The sequence below is a fragment of the Bacillus sp. BC08 genome (assembly GCF_054326875.1).
The window spans coordinates 22647-37549 of record NZ_JBTGPA010000037.1; the positions used below are offsets into that span (position 1 = coordinate 22647).

General features: G+C 34.8%; 18 protein-coding genes and 1 riboswitch. Of the genes, 15 read left to right on the top strand and 3 right to left on the bottom strand.

Annotation, left to right across the window (positions count from 1 at the left end; translation table 11 throughout):
* Window positions 1–114 precede the first annotated feature (114 nt).
* Together ACXVYO_RS23745 and ACXVYO_RS23750 are read left to right on the top strand one after the other, a co-directional pair.
* Window positions 115–696, top strand: a complete 582-nt coding sequence (locus ACXVYO_RS23745) for a cob(I)yrinic acid a,c-diamide adenosyltransferase (RefSeq protein WP_073517751.1) — start codon at window positions 115–117, stop codon at window positions 694–696.
* Between the two features lie 84 nt (window positions 697–780).
* Window positions 781–1395: a peptidoglycan DD-metalloendopeptidase family protein gene (locus tag ACXVYO_RS23750; RefSeq protein ID WP_458468647.1), complete on the top strand. Its 615-nt coding sequence runs from the start codon at window positions 781–783 to the stop codon at window positions 1393–1395.
* A 28-nt stretch (window positions 1396–1423) separates the two neighbouring features.
* On the opposite strand, the gene ACXVYO_RS23755 is transcribed toward ACXVYO_RS23750, so the two are convergent.
* Complete coding sequence (locus ACXVYO_RS23755) at window positions 1424–2110, bottom strand: hypothetical protein (protein ID WP_061677822.1); 687 nt, start codon at window positions 2108–2110, stop codon at window positions 1424–1426.
* Between the two features lie 245 nt (window positions 2111–2355).
* Window positions 2356–2495: riboswitch (FMN riboswitch) on the top strand.
* Window positions 2496–2657: 162 nt separating this feature from the next.
* Between ACXVYO_RS23755 and ACXVYO_RS23760 the strand changes: the two genes are divergently transcribed.
* Entirely contained in the window at window positions 2658–3236 is a 579-nt protein-coding gene (locus ACXVYO_RS23760) for an ECF transporter S component (protein WP_000810851.1), read from the top strand.
* A 123-nt stretch (window positions 3237–3359) separates the two neighbouring features.
* Here the strand turns inward: ACXVYO_RS23760 and ACXVYO_RS23765 are convergent, their stop codons facing one another.
* Window positions 3360–3608 (bottom strand): ferredoxin, encoded by a 249-nt coding sequence (locus ACXVYO_RS23765; protein ID WP_001151994.1) that lies wholly within the window; start codon window positions 3606–3608, stop codon window positions 3360–3362.
* 284 nt (window positions 3609–3892) lie between these two features.
* On the opposite strand from ACXVYO_RS23765, the gene ACXVYO_RS23770 reads away from it, so the two are divergent.
* The 12 genes from ACXVYO_RS23770 to ACXVYO_RS23825 all read left to right on the top strand — a co-directional run bounded on the left by ACXVYO_RS23770 (window position 3893) and on the right by ACXVYO_RS23825 (window position 13887).
* On the top strand, window positions 3893–4954 hold the full coding sequence (locus ACXVYO_RS23770) for a helix-turn-helix domain-containing protein (RefSeq protein WP_458468648.1): 1062 nt from the start codon (window positions 3893–3895) through the stop codon (window positions 4952–4954).
* Complete coding sequence (locus tag ACXVYO_RS23775) at window positions 4944–6473, top strand: RecQ family ATP-dependent DNA helicase (protein ID WP_458468649.1); 1530 nt, start codon at window positions 4944–4946, stop codon at window positions 6471–6473. Before ACXVYO_RS23770 ends, ACXVYO_RS23775 begins: the two co-directional genes overlap by 11 nt.
* Window positions 6473–7036, top strand: coding sequence for a CPBP family intramembrane glutamic endopeptidase (locus ACXVYO_RS23780; protein ID WP_458468650.1), 564 nt, complete (start codon window positions 6473–6475; stop codon window positions 7034–7036). The genes ACXVYO_RS23775 and ACXVYO_RS23780 overlap by 1 nt, the downstream gene beginning before the upstream one ends.
* Before the next feature lie 22 nt (window positions 7037–7058).
* Window positions 7059–7538, top strand: coding sequence for a LysM peptidoglycan-binding domain-containing protein (locus tag ACXVYO_RS23785; protein WP_458468651.1), 480 nt, complete (start codon window positions 7059–7061; stop codon window positions 7536–7538).
* 58 nt (window positions 7539–7596) lie between these two features.
* Window positions 7597–8373 carry a metallophosphoesterase gene (locus ACXVYO_RS23790; protein WP_458468652.1) on the top strand — a complete coding sequence of 259 codons (777 nt, stop codon included), beginning with the start codon at window positions 7597–7599 and terminating at the stop codon, window positions 8371–8373.
* Window positions 8373–9248 (top strand): MerR family transcriptional regulator, encoded by an 876-nt coding sequence (locus ACXVYO_RS23795; RefSeq protein WP_458468653.1) that lies wholly within the window; start codon window positions 8373–8375, stop codon window positions 9246–9248. The genes ACXVYO_RS23790 and ACXVYO_RS23795 overlap by 1 nt, the downstream gene beginning before the upstream one ends.
* Window positions 9249–9325: 77 nt before the next feature.
* Complete coding sequence (locus tag ACXVYO_RS23800; protein WP_001235391.1) at window positions 9326–9934, top strand: genetic competence negative regulator; 609 nt, start codon at window positions 9326–9328, stop codon at window positions 9932–9934.
* Between the two features lie 347 nt (window positions 9935–10281).
* Window positions 10282–11568 carry an NAD-specific glutamate dehydrogenase gene (gene gudB, locus ACXVYO_RS23805; RefSeq protein ID WP_000225171.1) on the top strand — a complete coding sequence of 429 codons (1287 nt, stop codon included), beginning with the start codon at window positions 10282–10284 and terminating at the stop codon, window positions 11566–11568.
* A 78-nt stretch (window positions 11569–11646) separates the two neighbouring features.
* Window positions 11647–11856, top strand: coding sequence for a hypothetical protein (locus ACXVYO_RS23810; protein ID WP_458468654.1), 210 nt, complete (start codon window positions 11647–11649; stop codon window positions 11854–11856).
* Between the two features lie 94 nt (window positions 11857–11950).
* Complete coding sequence (locus ACXVYO_RS23815; RefSeq protein WP_001983018.1) at window positions 11951–12187, top strand: DUF3961 domain-containing protein; 237 nt, start codon at window positions 11951–11953, stop codon at window positions 12185–12187.
* Between the two features lie 79 nt (window positions 12188–12266).
* Window positions 12267–12797 carry a peptidoglycan recognition protein family protein gene (locus ACXVYO_RS23820; protein WP_098670532.1) on the top strand — a complete coding sequence of 177 codons (531 nt, stop codon included), beginning with the start codon at window positions 12267–12269 and terminating at the stop codon, window positions 12795–12797.
* Between the two features lie 109 nt (window positions 12798–12906).
* Window positions 12907–13887: a YpdA family putative bacillithiol disulfide reductase gene (locus tag ACXVYO_RS23825; RefSeq protein ID WP_458468655.1), complete on the top strand. Its 981-nt coding sequence runs from the start codon at window positions 12907–12909 to the stop codon at window positions 13885–13887.
* A 37-nt stretch (window positions 13888–13924) separates the two neighbouring features.
* Here ACXVYO_RS23825 and ansA read toward each other — a convergent pair whose 3' ends face one another.
* On the bottom strand, window positions 13925–14899 hold the full coding sequence (ansA, locus tag ACXVYO_RS23830) for an asparaginase (RefSeq protein ID WP_458468656.1): 975 nt from the start codon (window positions 14897–14899) through the stop codon (window positions 13925–13927).
* Between the last annotated feature and the right edge of the window lie 4 nt (window positions 14900–14903).

The window sequence follows — 14903 nt, forward strand, 5'->3', positions numbered from 1 at the left end:
TGAATAAAGTTCTACTGTTTTTTATTTTTTTGTAAAACCAATTAAATAAATAATAGTAGAACTTTTTTTCTATCTTAGTCGAATGAAGAATAATAAGAGGGGTGTCATGAAGCGATGAAATTATACACGAAAACAGGAGATAAAGGGACAACAAGTGTAATAGGCGGCAGAGTGGATAAAGATAATATTAGAGTTGAAGCATATGGCACGATAGATGAGTCGAATTCTCATATTGGATATGCAATGACGAAGCTACAAGGCGGGTCTTTTGGAGATATTTACAATGAACTTGAAAATATTCAACATGAACTATTTGATTGCGGGGGAGACTTGGCGATAGTAGAGGGGAAAATTCCTTATAAAGTAACGATTGAAATGGTTGAAAGCTTAGAAAGAAGGATTGATTTGTATATAGAAGAAGCACCGCCATTAGAGCGTTTTATTTTACCAGGTGGAAGCGAAGCGGCAGCTGCTATTCATATTGCGCGTACAGTTGTAAGGCGAGCAGAACGATGTGTAGTGTCCTTGCAAAAAGAAGGGGAAATAAATGAAGTTGTTCTAAAGTATGTAAATAGATTATCTGATTATTTGTTTGCGGTAGCTAGAGTAATAAACGCTCGATTACAAGTAAAAGATGTGGAGTATAATCGCAGTGCAATCGTTTTTCGTGATAAAAAAGAGAAGGAAGTGGAGTGATTCACTTTCTTTTTTTGTATACTTTTTTCTGTAATATACCAAAATAGAGAAGGTATGGTGTTAATTAGAAAGCGGAGGATGTATATGAAAGTGTTAAAATGTGGTGTCATGTTATTGACGGTATTGTTATTATCTCAATTACATGTGTACGCAGAGGAAAATCGATGGACATGGCCTGTTGAAGGGCAGATAAGTGATTATTTTGGGACAAGGCATGGAAAACACTACGGTATAGATATAGCGGCACCGATTGGCACGCCTGTGGCAGCTATTCAAGAAGGTAAGGTAACAAAGTCTTATTATTCAAGTAGTTATGGAAACGTTGTATTTATTAAACATGGAGAATATGAGGCCGTGTATGCACATTTAAATAAGAGATATGTAGTTCAAGGGGATAATATTTCAAAAGGAGAAATAATTGGAGAAGTAGGAAATACAGGAGAATCAAGAGGTGCACACTTACATTTAGAAGTTCATCAAGGAAGATGGACGCTGGCGAAAAAGAATGCGATGAATCCATTGCTTGTTTTACATGAACAGAGAAATGAAGTCGTTTCCTCATCCTTATATGTCGTTCAAAAAGGGGACACTTTAGTTAGTATTGCACGGAAATTTAGTATGTCAGTTAAGGAAGTTAAAGAAAAAAATGGACTGCAGCAAGATCGGATTTATCCAAATCAACAATTATACGTAAAGTAAAGAAGAGCTAGTTAAACTAGCTCTTCTTTTACCAAAAAATAAAGACACATATAAATCCAGAAATAGCTAAGTAGCTATATAAGTAAAATACTTTTGTTCTTGTTTTTTCGTTTGTCCGAAATAGTACAATTGTCGGTTCAATTAAACCGATTGTCAAACAAAGTAGACCAAGAAGCATACAACCGATTGAAATGGAGTACAGGGCAATTTGTGGTGCTTGAAATGGAATCATCCATTTTAATAAAAATGCAATAAGTGCAGTGTAGCAAATACTGCCAATGTATTTATTCAACGGTGCATTAGAACGGAACCCTGGAAGTTTTTTTAAGAAAGAGCGGGAAACAACTTCAGTTTGTAAAGATGTATGCTCTTCAATTATTTTTTGAGCTTCTTTTCCTTTTTGGAAAAGGGATAATATCCAGTTTCGCTCCCCTTGAAAAATAAATTGTGAAGTTGTCAAGTAGTGATCAATCTTCACTTTATTCCAACTCTTCCACGGATGACGCTCACATAATTTTAATTTACTCTCTGTTTTTTTATCATACTGATAAATACTGATGCCATCTTCATCGAAAGCAGCATAGTATGTCTCGCTTGAGAATGTGCCTAAATCAATTGGACAGTGGAAAAGTAATTCTTTTTTTAAGTAAAAGTATTCTTTTCTTAAGTTTTTTTTCATTGCTTCTCGAATAGAGTGTCTCTTTTCTTTCTTCATGACATTTCCTCCATAATCCAGAAAATGTTCTTATCTTAACAATTCAACATCTTATCACTTTTAACTATATATGACTAGTGGATTCAAAGGAGAAATGCCTAATACTAAAAAATATGGGGTGTATTGTAAAATATAGTGATTGGTTTCGGTTATATAAAATTAATAACTTATTTTTAATAAGTTACACTTTTTTTGTTCACAACACGATCATGTTGTTGTATAATGAAGTGGAAAATAGAATATCGGTCTATCTTCGGGGCAGGGTGAAAATCCCGACCGGCGGTGATGAACTATATGTGATTTTGTTCTAAGCCCGCGAGCCGTTAAGGCAGGATTTGGTGTGATTCCAAAGCCGACAGTATAGTCTGGATGGGAGAAGATGGAGGTTCAAGCGTTCAAAAAAGATATGGATTTGAACGTCTGTTTGATGTGCCTTAAATTCTCCCTTTGTGTAAAACACAAAGGGTTTTTTCGTTCTATGAAAAAGTAGGCATAGCAGAACCTTTCCACTTTCCATGAGATGATCGATGGAAAAGGAGAGAGAAAGATGAAACAAAAAAACAGTGTAGTGCAGATGGTGAGTGTAGCGATGCTAAGTAGTATTGCATATTTACTGATGATGTTGGATTTCCCGTTTCCAGGGCTTCCGCCATTTTTAAAAATTGATTTTAGTGATGTACCAGCTCTAATTGCTGCGATTATTTTTGGGCCAGTTGCAGGGATAATTGTAGAGGCGATAAAGAATATTTTACATTACGGGATTCAAGGGAGTTTAACGGGAGTACCAGTTGGAGAAATTGCTAACTTTATTGCAGGATGTTTATTTATTGGACCGGCAGCTTTCTTATTTAGAAAGTATCGTACTGTTAAGAGTTTAACGACAGGATTAATGCTAGGGACAATTACAATGGCTCTCATCATGAGTGTATTAAATTACATCATTATATTCCCAGCTTACACTTGGTTTTTAAATTCACCAGCTATGTCTAGCGAGGCTATAAGAACAACGGTTGTAACGGCAATCTTACCATTTAATTTGATTAAAGGAATTGTTGTGACAATTGTATTTGTAGCGTTATTCTCACGCCTGAAAGTATGGGTGTTTGCAAAAATGAAAAATGCATAAAATATAAAATAAAACCATTAGTAGTATGGAACTACTAATGGTTTTTTATTAAGTAGAATGAAAATAGAGAACAAAAAATATCCCTCATTAATATGAGGGATATTTTTTGAAGTTAATAAAAGACTATTCGAATTTTAAAGAGTCGCCGTCGAATGATTCGTCAGCAACTTTAATTGAGTCAGTTGGACAACCTTCGAATGCATCCATCATATCTTCAATTAATACATCTGGAATTTCAACGATACCTTGGTTATCGTCTAACGTTACAAATGCAATACCTTCATCATCATAATCATAAATGTCTGGTGCAGCAGCGCCACAAGCACCACATGCGATACAAGTATCTTTATCAACGATTGTATATTTTGCCATCTTTTTTCCCTCCTGATAATATGTATGTGAAAAGCTCGCCATAAAAATTATAACCTTATTGTAAAACGGTTTTTAAAACTTTTCAACATAAAATTATAATGATAATCCTTATCAATTAGAGTGTCAACTAATTTTTGCATTATGTCACAAGATTTTCGAAATACGTAAATGTTATTTCGTTTGGTACAATATACTATATACAAGTACATAGTGCCGATATGATAAGTTTAATAGTGCAATCATACTAAAAAGTAATTAAGTTAGATTGAAAGGTGGAAGCGGTAATGCAACTACAATATACTTTATTGTATTGTTTAAAACAATTGAATGGTGAAAGGACCGTTTCTTCTATTTATTATTTATTAAAAGGAAAACGATCTTCGCAAACGTTACAAGATGGAAATATGTTCCGAATTTCTTTTTTGTTTGGAATATATAAATCGTTAAATAGAACAGACTATGATCGTGAAGTTGCAAAGTTATTGCAAGCAGATTTGATTCAAGAAATACATGAAAATACATATTTGTTAACATCTAAAGGTAAAATGCAGTTGCAAACATGGGAGGAAGTGTATGCTTTTCCCACGCATTTACATGGTTTGCACTATGGAGAACTAGGTGAAACATTTTGGAAAAGAGTATCATTAATTATTCAAACTATATCTAATTTACAACAGAATAATACGAAGTTTATTCCCATCCAACAAGATACAGAAATAACGGTGTGGGTGAAACGTTTTTTAACAGGTATACCGTATAGGAGAAGTGAATTGGCGAAAAGATTATGGAAAGAAATACATAATCTTTTAGGAAAAGGTGATGTGGTAGAAGCGACAATTGTAACATATCGATTAACAGGATATGAACGTATTGGGTGTACATTGCAGCAATTAGCAGAAATTACGAAACAAGATATATTTCGGGTGTACTTTTTATTTTGGGGTACAATTCACTTCTTTATACAAGAAGTTCGCGATAAAGAAAATGAATTTCCGCTGTTAGCAGAAATTATATCTTACCCAAATGAGAGAGCTGAATTATTTAGTTTATCAACGAAAAAAACATATAATTTTTGGAGACAAGGACGTTCTTTAGAAGAAATAGCGACAATTAGAAATTTAAAGGTTGCAACTATAGAAGATCATTTTGTTGAAATTGCGTTGCGGGAAAAAGAGTTTTCAATCGAGATGTTTATGGAAAAAGATAAAATAGATAAAGTAACAAAAGTAATTGAAGCATTACAAACACGTAAGTTGCGTGAGTTGAAACAAGCGGTTGGAGAGGGAATTTCTTATTTTGAGGTCCGTCTTGTATTGGCGCGGATGGAGGGTATAAATGAAGCTTGAGGAATATTTATATAGATGGTTTGGATATTCTGAATTTCGACCAGGGCAAAAAGGGGTAATTACAGATTTATTAGACGGAAAAGATGTTATAGCAATGCTCCCGACTGGAAGAGGGAAGTCTATGTGCTATCAACTTCCAGGGCTAATGCAAGAAGGAACAGTACTTGTTGTATCACCATTATTATCTTTGATGGAAGATCAGGTTACGCAATTGAAATATGTTGTGAAAAACCGAGTAATAGCATTTAATAGTTTTCGGACATTACATGAAAAAAGAGAAGCGATGAAAAAATTAGCTTCATATAAATTTATTTTTGTTTCACCAGAGATGTTGCAGTCGGAAGTGTTAATAAGAGAATTGAAGAAAGTTCATATTTCATTATTTGTTGTGGATGAGGCTCATTGTATTTCACAATGGGGTTATGATTTTAGACCGGACTATAAAAAACTAAATGTAGTCATTGAGAATATCGGGTCTCCTACGGTGCTAGCATTAACGGCAACAGCGACGAAAGATGTGCTACGAGATATAGCGGAGAGTTTAGATTTGAAGAAAGTGACGCAGCATGTCTACTCTATTGATCGTCCAAATATTGCAATGAAAGTACAATTTGTGGAGACGATAGAGGAGAAGAAAGAAGCACTTTTGGACCAGGTGATGTATTTACAAGGACCAGGAATTGTATATTGTTCAAGCAGAGCGTGGACAGAACGTTTAACGGAATATTTAAGAGGAAAAGGCGTGACTGGTGTCGCTTTTTATCATGGTGGTATGGAACATGAAGAGCGTATGTTAATTCAACAACAGTTTATGAATGACCAGTTGCAGCTTGTAATATGTACAAGTGCTTTTGGTATGGGAGTAAATAAATCGAATACGAGCTATATTATTCATTTCCATTATCCGACTAATATAGCTTCCTATTTACAAGAAATCGGAAGAGCTGGAAGAGATGGTGAACCGAGTATAGCTATCTTACTATGTAGTCCATTAGATCACGATCTCCCAATTTCAATAATTGAAGATGAATTGCCAAGTCAGTCGCAAATACAATTTTTATTTTCTTTACTACAAGAAAGAATGTTTCAAACGAAAGAATTACCAATAGAAGAGGTAGAAGAAATTTGTTATAATGCAGCAAGATTTAATGAACAATATTGGCGTTTCATCCGCTATCATCTCGAACAGCTTGGAATCATACAACAGCGAAAATTAAAATTAGAGAGCTTGTCAGATGAAATTATGAACAGATTAATAGCTGAAGTAGAAATAAGGCTGCGTAATAAATATAGTGAGCTAGAAAACATGAAATCATGGATACAAGTGAAAGGATGTAGACGTGAATATTTGCTGCAACAGTTCGGTTATAGAAAAGAGAACGAGTTAAAAAATTGCTGTGACTATTGTGGTATTACAAAAACAGATTATAAAAAAAGACAAGCGCAACAATCGGATTTCGACTATAATTGGGAAACAGAGTTACAAAAGCTTTTCGGTCTAGAAAAGATGGGGGAATGATGAACATTCAAAGGCATAATATTGAAGATATGAGTCCAAAAGAAATAAGGCTGAATCTGTATATCACACAGTTCATTATTATCGGTACCGGTTGTTTACTAGCATATATATTATTCCGAGATATACAATCGGTGTATAGTCTGTGGAAATGGGAACCGGTGTCTATACTTATAATAGGTGGCTTATTAGCAATTGGTATTGTGTTATTAGATTATGTTGCAATGCGGGTATTTCCAGAGTCTTGGTTTGATGATGGTGGTATTAACGATAGAATGTTTCAAGGAATGTCAGTTATGCATCTACTCGTTATTACGTTCATTATCGGTTTTGCAGAAGAATTTCTATTTAGAGGTGTAGTGCAGACGCACTTTGGAATTGTAATAGCGAGTTTAGTATTTGCAGTATTACATATTCGGTATATAAAAAAGCCATTTTTGTTTTGTTTCGTCTGTTTCATTAGTTTTGTCTTTGGTTATGTATTTGAATGGACAGGAAATTTGTTTATAACAATCTTTGCACACTTTCTTGTTGATTTTATAATGGGACTCCAATTAAGAAAATAAATGGAAGGTGGTGGTGAACAACATGAGAAAACGAATTCCTGATTTTGAAGAGGAATTAGAAGTTGAGCGAGTGGAAGAAAAAGAAAGTTTACCGCCGCGTAGTGAAATTCATAGAAATAAAGAGAAAAAAGAAAAGTTTAAAATGAATCATATTTTCGTCCGAGTTTTAACATTTCTATTCATATTACTACCAATTAGTATTTTATGGTATACAGATAAATATATTCAGGTGAAAAGTGATGGTAATAACGCTGGGAAAAGTGCGTTTGAGGTCATTTTCTTTGATTCAGCTAAATCTGAGTCTGAGGCACCATCTGAGAAAGTAGTAACGCATACGGTGAAAGAGGGAGAAACTTTAGAAAGTATAGCGAAGCAATATTTTTCAGATGAAACTGGGATCGAAGTGATTAAAAAGTATAATGATTTACAAGAAGATGAAGTGAATATTGGTCAAGAATTAAAAATTCCGATAAAAGAAAATTCCGCAAAGCAGGATAGCTAGTAACATACCTACTATAAAAACTGAGGATTATCTTTATGAGGAGGGGAGTCAACAATATATGATATGGATTATCTTATTAAGTACTCTCATATGTATTGGTATTATATTTCTTCTTGTAATGTATACAGAAGCGATGCGTGATACTGTGTTAGAACATACTTTAATATTTGAAGAATTTCCGAAAAGTTTTCAAAAAGTAAAGGTGTTTTTTATTTCTGATATTCATAGAAGGGTCATTTCAAGTTCATTAATTGAACAAGTAAAAGGAAATGTAGACCTTGTAATTATTGGCGGTGATTTAGCGGAAAAAGGTGTCCCTTTATCGAAAATCTCTGCAAATATACAAAAGTTAAGAGCGATAGCTCCTGTATATTTTGTATGGGGAAATAATGATTATGAGATTGAATATCATGAATTAGATGCTTTGTTATTAGAAAATAATGTGAAAGTTTTAGATAATACAAGAGTTGTATTTGAGTCTGAACTAGGAGAAAAAATTTGTTTACTTGGTGTAGATGATGTTGGTTTGAAACGTGATCGTTTAGATTTGGCATTGGCTGATTGCAAAGAAGATGGTTTTCGCATATTAATTAGCCATAACCCTGATATAATAAATAAAATGTCTGGAAAAGAACAAATTTCACTTGTTTTAAGTGGACATACACATGGGGGACAGATTCGATTATTCCCATCTAAAAAATATTTAAAAGGTGGCGTATATAAGCATTCAAATATGACTCTTTTTGTTAGTAATGGGTATGGAACAACGTTGATTCCACTTCGCTTCCGAGCACCTGCTCAAACACATATTATTACGTTATGCGGAGGGAAATGATGCCAACTCTAAACGGGAAATATAATATAAAAGCTGTTTCGAATATAATTGGAATTCAGCCGAGTACGCTTCGTGCATGGGAGAGACGATATCAAATTATTGCCCCAAAGCGGAATCATGCGGGGCATCGATTATATACAGAAGAGCATATTCAAATTTTGAAATGGTTAATGGACAAGGTTTCTTCCGGCATGATGATTGGACAAGCAGTTCAATTATTAGAAGGGAATCGTTTGCAGCGCAGCGTTCAAAAAGAAATACATTCCGATAGAGAAGTTGTTTTAGTGGACGACTTACTACAAGCTTTGTTAAAATTTGATGAAATTACAACTTCTGCATTGTTAAACGAGGCTTTTAGTATTTATGCAACAGAAAAAGTTATAGCAAGTATTGTTCTTCAAGTGTCAAATAAATTATTAACGTTAAAAAATAATAATGAAGTTACATTGCTACAATTCCAATATGTTGTATCATTTTTACAAACTCGACTAGGAATGGTGTATCATAATGCATCATCATTTTCTTCTATACACAAAGTTGTCGTGTTAGAAAATAATATGTTGAAAGGGTTTGTTTTCTCAACGTATTTACGCTTAAAGGGATACGAGGTGATATATATTAGGTCAAGCTTAGCGGAAGATGGTATTTTGTTAGCTGTTGAGCAAATACAACCTACATATGTATTAGTTTCTTTTGAGGACGGACGAGAACTTAAGAACGTGATGGACGACATGAATTTGTTGCAAGAAAAAAATGAGAACCTTTCGGTTGGATTTATAGGAGAAATAGGTGCTCGAGATCAGTTGAACATTCAAACACGCCTAGTTGGTGATACGAAAGAAGAATGGGATGATTGGTTAAAAATGTTAGAATAGTTGTTCGAAAAGAACCATCTATTTTCTATTTCATATAATAAAAATTATATTCATTGGTTACGTAGGGAGGGTATGAGATGAGGCTGGAACGATTAAATTACAATAAGATAAAAATTTTCTTAACATTTGATGATTTATCTGAACGAGGATTAACGAAAGAAGATTTATGGAGAAATGCACCGAAAGTACAGCAATTATTTCGTGATATGATGCAAGAAGCAAATAAGGAACTAGGATTTGAAGCGGATGGTCCAATTGCAGTTGAAGTATTTTCTCTACAAGCGCAAGGAATGGTCGTAATTGTAACGAAAGAACATCAAGATGTGGATACAGATGATGAGTTCCGTGACGAGTTTATTGAAATGCAAGTGACTCTAGATGAAAGCGAGCATATACTTTATGAGTTTGCTACACTAGATGACGTAATTAACCTGTCGAATCGTTTATATAACCTTGATGTAACTGGCGGAAAACTATATACGTGGGATGGTCGTTTCTATCTTTGGATGGAAGAAGAGGAGCAAGTTCAATTACTGAAGGCAGATTTTATAGCTATTTTAGCGGAATACGGTAATCCGTCTACAGCAACTATTTATCGTCTAATGGAGTATGGTAAAGAATTAATGGCTTCTCAAGCAATTGAACAAATACACAATTACTTTGTGAAAAAACAAAACCTTAGCTAATATAACAAAGCTAAGGTTTTGTTTTTTATTTGGAAAAATCTAAAATATTGGTCTGAAAATGTCAAAACGATTAATGGCATAGTGGGAATCATAAATACTGGGGCATTCTTTACTTAAAAGTATCTTCTTAAGGTGTTGTATAATAAGTAAAATAAAAAATATTTAAATATTTAAGTATTTTACTTTTCTAAAAGCGATAAAAGGACTATAATGATAGTGAAAACGCTTGCAACAGGAAATAGTTTGTATATATTTGTTAGCGTTTTCTATTGCATTCCAAATTTAACGGTGTATACTAGGCAATGAAGGTTTACTAAACAAGTGAAATTACAGGGGGTTTACTTACTATGGTAGCCGAAAAGGGAACTCAAACAAAAACACAACAACAAAGGGAACAACATTTTGAACTATTGAATTCGACACAAATTGTTATTAGTGAAGCATTAGAAAAATTGGGTTATCCAAACGAAGTATATGAATTATTAAAAGAACCAATTCGTATGATGACAGTGAAAATACCAGTTCGTATGGATGACGGGACTGTTAAAATATTTACAGGATATCGTGCACAACATAATGATGCTGTTGGTCCAACGAAAGGTGGAATTCGCTTCCATCCGAATGTAACAGAAAATGAAGTGAAAGCACTTTCAATCTGGATGAGTTTAAAATGTGGTATTGTTGATTTACCATACGGCGGAGGTAAAGGTGGAATTATCTGTGACCCACGCGAAATGTCATTCCGTGAGTTAGAAAGATTAAGCCGCGGTTATGTACGAGCAATTAGCCAAATCGTAGGGCCGACAAAAGATATTCCAGCTCCAGATGTATTCACAAACTCTCAGATTATGGCATGGATGATGGATGAGTATAGCCGTATCGATGAATTTAATTCACCAGGATTTATTACAGGTAAGCCACTTGTATTAGGTGGATCACATGGACGTGAAACAGCAACGGCGAAAGGCGTAACAATTTGTATTCGCGAAGCTGCAAAAAAACGCGACATTGATATTAAAGGTGCACGCGTTGTTGTTCAAGGATTCGGTAATGCTGGAAGCTTCTTAGCTAAATTTATGCATGATGCAGGCGCGAAAGTTATTGCAATCTCGGATGCTTACGGTGCATTGCATGATCCAAACGGATTAGATATTGATTATTTATTAGACCGTCGTGATAGCTTCGGTACAGTAACAAAACTATTTAATAATACAATTTCAAACAAAGAATTGTTAGAACTTGATTGCGACATTTTAGTTCCAGCTGCAATTGAGAACCAAATTACAGAAGAAAATGCTAACAATATTAAAGCGAAAATCGTTGTTGAAGCTGCAAATGGTCCAACAACATTAGAAGCAACTAAAATTTTAACAGATCGTGGTATTTTACTTGTTCCAGACGTATTAGCAAGTGCGGGTGGTGTAACAGTATCTTACTTTGAGTGGGTACAAAATAACCAAGGTTACTACTGGACTGAAGAAGAAGTAGAACAACGTTTAGAAAAAGTAATGGTAAGATCATTTGATTCTATTTATGAAACAGCACAAGTTCGTAAAGTGAACATGCGCTTAGCGGCGTATATGGTTGGTGTTCGTAAAATGGCTGAAGCAAGTCGCTTCAGAGGTTGGGTATAATATTATATTATGAGAAAACGTGATTCCTTTCGAGGGAATCACGTTTTTTTGTTGAAGTATAAGAAGGAGGTGGTGTATATGGAAAATGAAATGATGGAACGAGTAGAACAATTAGAAGAAAAAGTTAAGTGGTTAGAGGGAGAACTCGCAAGAACGATGAAAGCTCCAAAAACAAATGTCGTTCGGGTGTTCGGGGAAGGACTGCTGTTTTTAATATTTGGTTTGGTTGTAGTAGGGCCTATTATCGCCTTTGTAATCTCGATTCTTACTTGGTTTGCTGGAAAATAAAAAAGAAAAATAAAAAGAACGCTTGTTCTACACGAACAAATGTGCTATACTTTCCTTAGATAAACAAAACGGAAATGATTTTAAGGAGAGATAAATGATGAAAATGACAGTAGACCAAAGATTTATGATGCCAGCAGATGTTGTAGAACGAGTGGAAGTATTAAGAAACAAACAAAGTAAGCGCGGCACATTATTACAATCAGTAAATAAATTTTTCGGTTTAGACACGAAAGAAGATTGTGTTTGGTTTTACGGTTTTTATGGAGTTGCTGTAAGTATTTTGTTATTTATGGTATTCACATCAAATATTTTCGATTTTCTCTTCGCGTAAGAAATATGCGATAAGGACATTGCTACCGAATACATATATAAAGAAGTAAAGTAATCTTCTGAAGTGGGAGTTGGTAGTAATGGCGATGTTTCCTATAGAGCGTAACTATATTGGGTATGGAAGTTCGAGACCGGGAATTCCTCTTTCTAAAGTAAGGTTTATTGTAAGTCATGATACGGGGAACCCTGGTAGCAATGCGATCGGGAATCGGGATTATTTTAATGAAATACAACCGAAAGCTTCGGCACATACATTTATAGATGATAAAACAATATTAGAAATTATCCCCATAAATGAAGTTGCCTATCATGTTCGATATGGTGTGCCAACAGATAATGACTTATATGGTTATGATGCTAATAAGGCTGCTATTGGAGTGGAACTTTGTTATGGTGGTGACGTTAACTTTTGGGAAGCATATACCCGTTTTACGTGGTATCATGCGTATTTATGTCAAAACTTCGGCTTGAATCCGAAAAAAGCTATCGTATCACATAAAACACTTGACCCAGCTAGAAAGATCGATCCTGAAAATGTATTAGGGAAACAAGGTATTAAATTTCAGCAGTTTTTAGCAGATGTCTATCGGATGTACGTTTCGTTTAGATGACAAATATATGAAAAATGAATACAATAAAGATAGGTGCCTACTGCTGTAAGTAGGTTTTTTCTTGTTTTAATAAATAGTGTATTGGTCAAAGACTAGGAGTGAGCCGGGTATGCAGAAAGAAACAGCTATCATAATTGGAGGCGGTCCGTGCGGATTAGCAGCAGCAATTTCGTTGCAAAAGGTAGGGATAAATCCGTTAGTAATTGAAAAAGGAAACATTGTAAATGCGATTTATAATTATCCAACTCATCAAACATTTTTCTCTTCTAGTGAAAAATTAGAAATTGGTGATGTAGCTTTTATTACAGAAAATCGTAAGCCTGTTCGAAATCAAGCGCTTGCATATTATCGTGAAGTAGTAAAACGTAAATCTGTACGTGTAAATGCTTTTGAACGAGTGGAGAACGTTCAAAAAGATGGAGAAGTTTTTCATGTTGAAACAACAAAGCGTGACGGAAGTAAAGAAATATATATAGCGAAATATATTGTTGTAGCAACTGGATATTATGACAATCCAAATTATATGAATGTTCCAGGTGAGGAATTGAAGAAAGTAGCTCACTATTTTAAAGAAGGACATCCTTATTTTGATCGAGATGTAGTAGTTATAGGCGGGAAAAACTCGAGTGTAGATGCTGCGTTAGAACTTGTTAAAGCCGGTGCACGTGTAACAGTTTTATATCGCGGAAGTGAGTACTCTCCAAGCATTAAGCCGTGGATTTTGCCGGAGTTTGAGGCATTAGTACGAAGTGGCACAATTCAAATGCATTTCGGTGCGCACGTGAAAGAAATTACTGAACATACATTAACGTTTACAGTTGATGATGAGGCATATACAATCCAAAATGATTTTGTATTTGCAATGACTGGTTACCATCCTGACCATAGTTTCTTAACGAAGATGGGGGTTCGGATTGATGAAGAGACAGGACGCCCAATTTATACAGAGGATACAATGGAAACGAACGCTGAAAATATTTTCATTGCAGGTGTAATTGCTGCTGGAAATAATGCAAATGAAATATTTATTGAGAACGGTCGATTTCATGGGGATGCGATTGCGCAAACCATTGCAACGAGAGAAATGTAAAAAGAAGCTGTCGAAATAAACTTCGACAGCTTCTTTTTTAATCGTGCATAAACATATTTTGGATTGTTTCATGAGAATTTGTATTCTCTAATGCAACTAATAATTTAATGCGTGCTTTTTGAGCATTTAAACCGTATGTGAATACAATACCCATATCTTTTAATTGCTTGCCGCCACCTTCATATGAATATACATCTTGAACGATGCCATTGAAACAACGAGAAACTAATACGACAGGAATTCCTTTGTTTATTAATCGTTCTAGACTAGGAAGTGTTCTTGGGGGTAAATTACCTTGTCCAAGTGCTTCAATAACAATCCCGTCTACTGGAAGGTTTTCAATTGCTGCTAACAATGTATCGTCCATACCAGCGTATGCTTTTAGAACAACTACGTTTTTAGAAACTTTATTTACTGAATATGTTTCGTGATGTACTAAAGCGTGATGGAATACAACGCCGCGCTTTGTTACCATACCAATTGGTCCATACTGTGGACTCTGGAATGTTGCCACGTTACTTGTATGTGTTTTCGTTACATTTGTAGCGCAATGAATTTCGTCGTTTAATACGACTAGAACACCTTTTTCAGCTGCTTCACTACAGCTAGCGACTTTTACAGCCGATAAGAAGTTATATAGACCATCAGCACCTAATTCATTACTAGAACGCATTGCGCCTGTTACAACGATTGGAATAGTTGCCTGCACTGTTAAATCTAAGAAATAGGCTGTTTCTTCTAATGTATCCGTACCATGCGTAATGACTACGCCATGAATGTTGTCTTGTTTTACTCTTTCATCGATGATGACTTGTAATTGTAACATTTCGCTCGGTGTCATATGAGGAGATGGTAGATGGAACACGTCTTCAACGATTAAATCAACATCGCCTTCTAAATCAGGAATAAATTTTAAAAGAGGATTTTTTTCACCTGGTTGTACGACCCCAGTTTCTTTATCTTCCTCCATTGCAATTGTTCCACCTGTGTGTAAAACTAGGATTCTTTTCAATGCT

Coding starts and splice junctions, on each gene's coding strand:
- ACXVYO_RS23745 (WP_073517751.1), top strand. CDS start 115: ATGAAATTATACACGAAAACAGGAGATAAAGGGACAACAAGTGTAATA.
- ACXVYO_RS23750 (WP_458468647.1), top strand. CDS start 781: ATGAAAGTGTTAAAATGTGGTGTCATGTTATTGACGGTATTGTTATTA.
- ACXVYO_RS23755 (WP_061677822.1), bottom strand. CDS start 2,110: ATGAAGAAAGAAAAGAGACACTCTATTCGAGAAGCAATGAAAAAAAAC.
- ACXVYO_RS23760 (WP_000810851.1), top strand. CDS start 2,658: ATGAAACAAAAAAACAGTGTAGTGCAGATGGTGAGTGTAGCGATGCTA.
- ACXVYO_RS23765 (WP_001151994.1), bottom strand. CDS start 3,608: ATGGCAAAATATACAATCGTTGATAAAGATACTTGTATCGCATGTGGT.
- ACXVYO_RS23770 (WP_458468648.1), top strand. CDS start 3,893: ATGCAACTACAATATACTTTATTGTATTGTTTAAAACAATTGAATGGT.
- ACXVYO_RS23775 (WP_458468649.1), top strand. CDS start 4,944: ATGAAGCTTGAGGAATATTTATATAGATGGTTTGGATATTCTGAATTT.
- ACXVYO_RS23780 (WP_458468650.1), top strand. CDS start 6,473: ATGAACATTCAAAGGCATAATATTGAAGATATGAGTCCAAAAGAAATA.
- ACXVYO_RS23785 (WP_458468651.1), top strand. CDS start 7,059: ATGAGAAAACGAATTCCTGATTTTGAAGAGGAATTAGAAGTTGAGCGA.
- ACXVYO_RS23790 (WP_458468652.1), top strand. CDS start 7,597: ATGATATGGATTATCTTATTAAGTACTCTCATATGTATTGGTATTATA.
- ACXVYO_RS23795 (WP_458468653.1), top strand. CDS start 8,373: ATGCCAACTCTAAACGGGAAATATAATATAAAAGCTGTTTCGAATATA.
- ACXVYO_RS23800 (WP_001235391.1), top strand. CDS start 9,326: ATGAGGCTGGAACGATTAAATTACAATAAGATAAAAATTTTCTTAACA.
- gudB (WP_000225171.1), top strand. CDS start 10,282: ATGGTAGCCGAAAAGGGAACTCAAACAAAAACACAACAACAAAGGGAA.
- ACXVYO_RS23810 (WP_458468654.1), top strand. CDS start 11,647: ATGGAAAATGAAATGATGGAACGAGTAGAACAATTAGAAGAAAAAGTT.
- ACXVYO_RS23815 (WP_001983018.1), top strand. CDS start 11,951: ATGATGAAAATGACAGTAGACCAAAGATTTATGATGCCAGCAGATGTT.
- ACXVYO_RS23820 (WP_098670532.1), top strand. CDS start 12,267: ATGGCGATGTTTCCTATAGAGCGTAACTATATTGGGTATGGAAGTTCG.
- ACXVYO_RS23825 (WP_458468655.1), top strand. CDS start 12,907: ATGCAGAAAGAAACAGCTATCATAATTGGAGGCGGTCCGTGCGGATTA.